General features: G+C 57.0%; 6 protein-coding genes and 1 tRNA gene. 6 read left to right on the top strand and 1 reads right to left on the bottom strand.

Annotated features, from left to right (window positions below; all coding sequences use genetic code 11):
• The first annotated feature begins 144 nt into the window (after nt 1-144).
• The 6 genes from minD (at nt 145) to CW742_RS07255 (ending at nt 3,850) form a co-directional block, all read left to right on the top strand.
• A complete protein-coding gene (gene minD, locus CW742_RS07280; RefSeq protein WP_292418498.1) occupies nt 145-927 on the top strand; it encodes a cell division ATPase MinD in 783 nt (260 codons plus the stop codon).
• Nucleotides 928-939: 12 nt separating this feature from the next.
• Entirely contained in the window at nt 940-1,137 is a 198-nt protein-coding gene (locus CW742_RS07275; RefSeq protein ID WP_292418495.1) for a hypothetical protein, read from the top strand.
• A gap of 75 nt (nt 1,138-1,212) precedes the next feature.
• Nucleotides 1,213-1,286, top strand: a tRNA-Pro gene (locus CW742_RS07270).
• Nucleotides 1,287-1,316: 30 nt separating this feature from the next.
• Nucleotides 1,317-2,177, top strand: a complete 861-nt coding sequence (locus tag CW742_RS07265; RefSeq protein WP_292418492.1) for a DUF89 domain-containing protein — start codon at nt 1,317-1,319, stop codon at nt 2,175-2,177.
• A gap of 142 nt (nt 2,178-2,319) precedes the next feature.
• A complete protein-coding gene (locus CW742_RS07260) occupies nt 2,320-2,778 on the top strand; it encodes an NfeD family protein (RefSeq protein ID WP_292418489.1) in 459 nt (152 codons plus the stop codon).
• Between the two features lies 1 nt (nt 2,779).
• Nucleotides 2,780-3,850, top strand: a complete 1,071-nt coding sequence (locus CW742_RS07255; protein ID WP_292418486.1) for an SPFH domain-containing protein — start codon at nt 2,780-2,782, stop codon at nt 3,848-3,850.
• Between the two features lie 123 nt (nt 3,851-3,973).
• Here the strand turns inward: CW742_RS07255 and CW742_RS07250 are convergent.
• Nucleotides 3,974-4,853, bottom strand: an 880-nt coding sequence (locus CW742_RS07250) for a hypothetical protein (protein WP_292418484.1), incomplete at its 5' end; no start/stop codon positions are given.

Genomic DNA, 4,853 nt, shown 5'->3' with positions numbered 1-4,853 from the left:
GTATAACGGTGTATGCAGGGAATCTATGAATTTTTTTTGTGTTTTGGTACTTTCCGGAGTGAATTGCCGAAAGCCGCTTTGAAAAAACGGCAAATCCATTGAGATAAATACCTTTTTTGCCAACCGGACAAAAATAGTGCTTAAATGATCCGGGCATACACCATCACTTCCGGGAAAGGGGGCGTCGGGAAGACAACGCTCACGGTCAACCTTGGCATATCACTTGCCCAGCTGGAGCGGGAGACCTATATCCTGGACGCGGATATCGGCATGGCAAACATGGCCCTGATCCTGGGGATGGACGATGTCCCTGTCACGCTTCACGAGGTTCTTGCCGGGAAGGCAGACATCGAGGATGCAATCTATGAGGGGCCCGCAGGCGTCAAGGTGGTCCCAAGCGGGATCTCGCTCCAGGGTTTCCAGCAGGCAGACCCGGACAAGCTGCGGGACGTCATGCACAAGCTCGTGGACCGGTGCGAATTCCTTCTCATTGATGCCCCAAGCGGGATCTCCAAGGAGGGCGTTGTCCCGCTCTCGGTCGCTGACCAGGTGATCCTCGTGGTCAACCCGGAACTTGCATCCATGGCAGATGCCCTGAAGACCAAGATCCTCTGCGAGGTCATGGGAGGTCAGGTCTATGGCGCAATCCTCAACCGTGCCGGTGTGGAACACACCGAGATCCGCTCCCACAGCGTTGAGGATGTGCTGGGCGTCCGGGTCGTCGATGTGGTGCCCGAAGACGCCAGCGTGCGCAGGGCTGCTGCCTACAAATCTCCCTGCGTCCTGAAGTACCCGACAGCGCCCGCCACGAAGGCGTTCAAGCGGATTGCCGCCCAGATGTCGGGTGTGGACTACGATGAATCGATTGCCGATGACCGGCGCGAGGAAAGTTTTGTGGACCGTCTTGCACGGGCGGTATTCCGGTAACGGGGGCTGGCTGTGACATACGAAGGATACATGCTGGTGCTGTTTGGCGCGGTCATCGTGATCCAGCAGCTGATCATCTACCTTATGTACGTCAGGATCCGCCAGCTTCTCAATGAAGTCGACACCATTGCCGGCAGGATGAAACTCACCGACACGGAACTGGAGAACCTCATCTGCCGGGTTGAAGAGTTCAAGAAGAGCAGGATCTGATCCACGCACATATCTTGTCTCCCGCAGCTGCGAACGATAACATAGATATGTGATATCATCCAACAGTAGGAGAGCGGGGCCATAGGGTAGCCTGGCCATCCTAGGAGACTGGGGGTCTTCTGACCTGAGTTCAAATCTCAGTGGCCCCATTTTCGCGTTGTTTTTCTGGTGTTCCCCGCATGAAGATTACCGATACCTGCACTGACTGCCTCCTCTCCCGCGTCAGCATGGAGTGTTCCCTTTGCGGAGCGGACGCGCCACTCACAGAAAAAACCGTCCAGACCTGCCGGCAGGTCATGGATGAGCTGAAGGATCAGCCCCTCACCCATCCGCAGATCGCAAGCCGGATACACCGCAGGGCGTACGAACTGCTCGGGAACCGCGATCCGTTCGATGAACTCAAGCGCTCCGGCAACAAGCAGGCAATGGACGTCTGCCAGCAGGTGCGGGGAAGCCTGCAGACCTTCCGCGACCATGTCCACGCGGCGGTCATCGCGAATATCTTCGATTATGCAGTCAAGGGACATGAGGTCACCGATGATTTTTATTCATTTTTTACGATGGAGATCCAAAAACAGCTTTACATTGACGATACAGAGAGGATCCTCCCCCTCTGCCAGAGAGTCGTCTATCTTTCCGACAACTGCGGCGAGATCGTCTTCGACAAACTGCTGATCCGGTATCTCAAGTCGCAGGGCGCACACATCACCCTCGCGGTCAAGGAGACGCCCATCTTAAACGATGCAACGCTCGAAGATGCCCGGGCTCTCGGGCTCGACAGGATGGTAGACCATTTCACTTCATCTGGTGGCGGCGACCGGGCAGAGATCGGGTTCAACCGGGACCTCATCCCCAGCGACCTGAAGGAGGCCATCGAAACCTGTACGATCATCATTGCGAAGGGGATGGCGAACTTTGAGTCCATCTCGGAAATGAACGACCTTCCCCCGGTTGCCTACCTCCTTGCCGCAAAATGCGGCCCGGTAGCCGCCGAACTCGGGGTGCCGGTTGGCGTGAAAGTGGCAAAGCTGCGCATATGACTGAGCGCCCGGCTCCCCCATCGTTACTACTGCGCTGGTTGGCTGCAGACCAGGCAAAATCCTCCTTTTCAACCACAAATTTTAATAAATGGCCGGGGATGATGTCCCATACTTTAAATCCGCCGGCAGCGGAACAGTAACCATGGTACTTCTGGAAGGGATCGCCCTTGGCTGGCTCCTTGTGGTCCTCGGGGCACTTCTCCTCCTCGTGGAGGTCTACAGCCCCGGGTTCTTTGCCACGGTGCCGGCAACGGTCATGATCATCTTTGGGATACTGCTGCTGCTCGGCATGGATATCTTCAACAACGGCTGGGGCATTGTGATTGGCGTTGTCGTTGCCATTGCGGCAGCAGCGTTCACGGTCTGGATGTACAGCCGGATCACAACGGACGAAAGCCCGACCACCATCAGCCGCGACTCGCTCGTTGGAAGGGAGGGCCGTGTTGTAAAAGACGTTGACCCGGACACTCTTTCCGGCAAGGTCCTTATCGGGACAACGGAGTGGAGTGCAAAATCAACCGGTGGGAAAATCCTGCCGGGAAAGAACGTGAAAGTCATCGACTCCCAGGGAGTCCATATCATTGTCGAAGAGGTAGCATAACATGGTATCATTTATCGAAACTCTGATCGTCATATTCCTCGTACTCGTCATCATCGCGATCTTCGCAAAAGGTGTCGTGATCATCCAGCCGTACGAACAGGGCCTCCTGATCCGGCTCGGCCAGTATATCGGCCGGATGAACCCCGGCTTCCGCTGGATCGTACCGTTCATTTCCGAGGTCCATAAGCTCGACCTCCGTACCCAGGTGATGGACGTCCCAAGCCAGGAAGTGATAACGAAGGACAACTCCCCGACAAATGTCGATGCGATTGTCTACATCCGGGTGATCGACCCGGAGAAGGCATTCTTCGAGGTCTCAAACTACCGGATTGCAACCATTGCCCTTGCCCAGACCAGTCTTCGTGGCATCATCGGCGACATGGAACTCGACGAGGTGCTCTACAACCGGGACGTCATCAACACCAAGCTCCGTGACATCCTCGATCGCGAGACCGACCAGTGGGGTGTCAAGGTCGAGCGCGTGGAGATCAAGGAAGTAGACCCGGTCGAGCAGGTCAAGAACGCGATGACGGAGCAGACCGCAGCCGAGCGTGCCCGCCGTGCAGCCATCCTCAGGGCTGACGGGGAGAAGCGCTCCGCCATCCTCAAGGCAGAGGGGCTCCGGCAGAGCATGATCCTGGAAGCGGAAGGGGAACGGCAGAGCAAGGTGCTCCGTGCAGAAGGAGAACGGCTCAGCAGGATCCTGCAGTCACAGGGTGAGGCACAGGGTCTGCGTATCCTCTCAGTGGGAGCCGCACCTCTTGACCGGAAGGCTATAACCGTCCTCTCACTCAACGCACTCAAAACCATGTCCAATGGACAGGCTACCAAGATCATCTTCCCCTTCGAGGTCTCCGAGCTGATCCGCCAGGGTGCAAAGTTCCTTGGTGCAAAGGATGAATCCGCTGACGAGATATCCGGCCGGCCGGTCATGGATGACACTATCCTTGGTGATATCCCGAAGCGGGAAGCGGTAGATGCGATCCTCAAGGAGATCCAGGATGCTGTCCCGAAAGTCACCGAGGACGAACTCAAGGCCACGAGCAGGCGGAAAGTCCCCCAGACGGAATAAGAGAAACGACGAGAACACGACATGAGAACGTCGTGAACTTTCCTTTTTTTATCAGTTTTTCAGCAGCAGAATAGCGAAACATGCTGAACGTATCAGAAAAAAGTATAATGAATTGTTGCGGAGTTACGGCCCCCCCGGTATCGCACAGATTCCGCCTTTGCAGGCCAGTCCCGATGCGCAATCGGTGATTCCGCTGCACGAGGCTCCCGGGGCACCGGTGTTTCCTTGTCCTCCTGTTCCCTGATCAGCTGGCGCACCGGTCAGGGCGGGCGGGTAAGAGGACGAGGATGCAGCAGCCGACTTCGGGTCAACGCAGTACCCCCCGCTGCACGAGAGCCCGCCCATACAATCGGAACTCTGCGTGCAGTCCTTGTTCAGCTCGGTCGTCTCGGTCCACGTACCGCAGTTCATGCACGGCCGGCAGGCATGGTAGGTCCAGCGGGTGCCGGGGTCCTGGCCCCGCAGGGACATCACGTACTCCGTCTCGCCATAGTTCACGGCACCCTGGCCGACGTTGATGTACCCGTGCCCGATCTGGACCTCCCACTGGTCATGGGATGCCGGGGAGGCCTTCCACATCAGCTGGTACATGTTCCCTGTTTTCGTCATCGTTTTGCCATCGATATTGATAAAATCCTTTTTGATGATCGAATAGAAGTATTGTCGTGCCTCCTCCTCCGACATCGTAAGTGTGGGTAGTGCCGCAGTCATGGCTGCCTGCGACGGTGCCGAGAAGTTCGCGCAGAAAACCATCAGGTCGTACTTGTCTGTGCTGAACGTTGAGGGGGTCTCAAGGCCAAGCGTTGCACCTTTGCCCTTCGGGACGCTATCCCAGTACCCGAACGTGCAGTACATCTTCCCTGCGCTATACTGCGGGGCTCCCTCACCCTGCCACCTGGTCTCGTCCACACCGGGGCCGAACGCCGTTCCGATGACATAGTAAGTCCCGGCGAACGGATTCCCGGCAGGCAGGGTCTTGGTCATCCAGTTGATGCCCCTTGCC

This window comes from Methanoregula sp., assembly GCF_002835825.1.
GTDB lineage: Archaea > Halobacteriota > Methanomicrobia > Methanomicrobiales > Methanospirillaceae > Methanoregula.
This window is presented reverse-complemented; position numbering and strand designations above follow the sequence as displayed.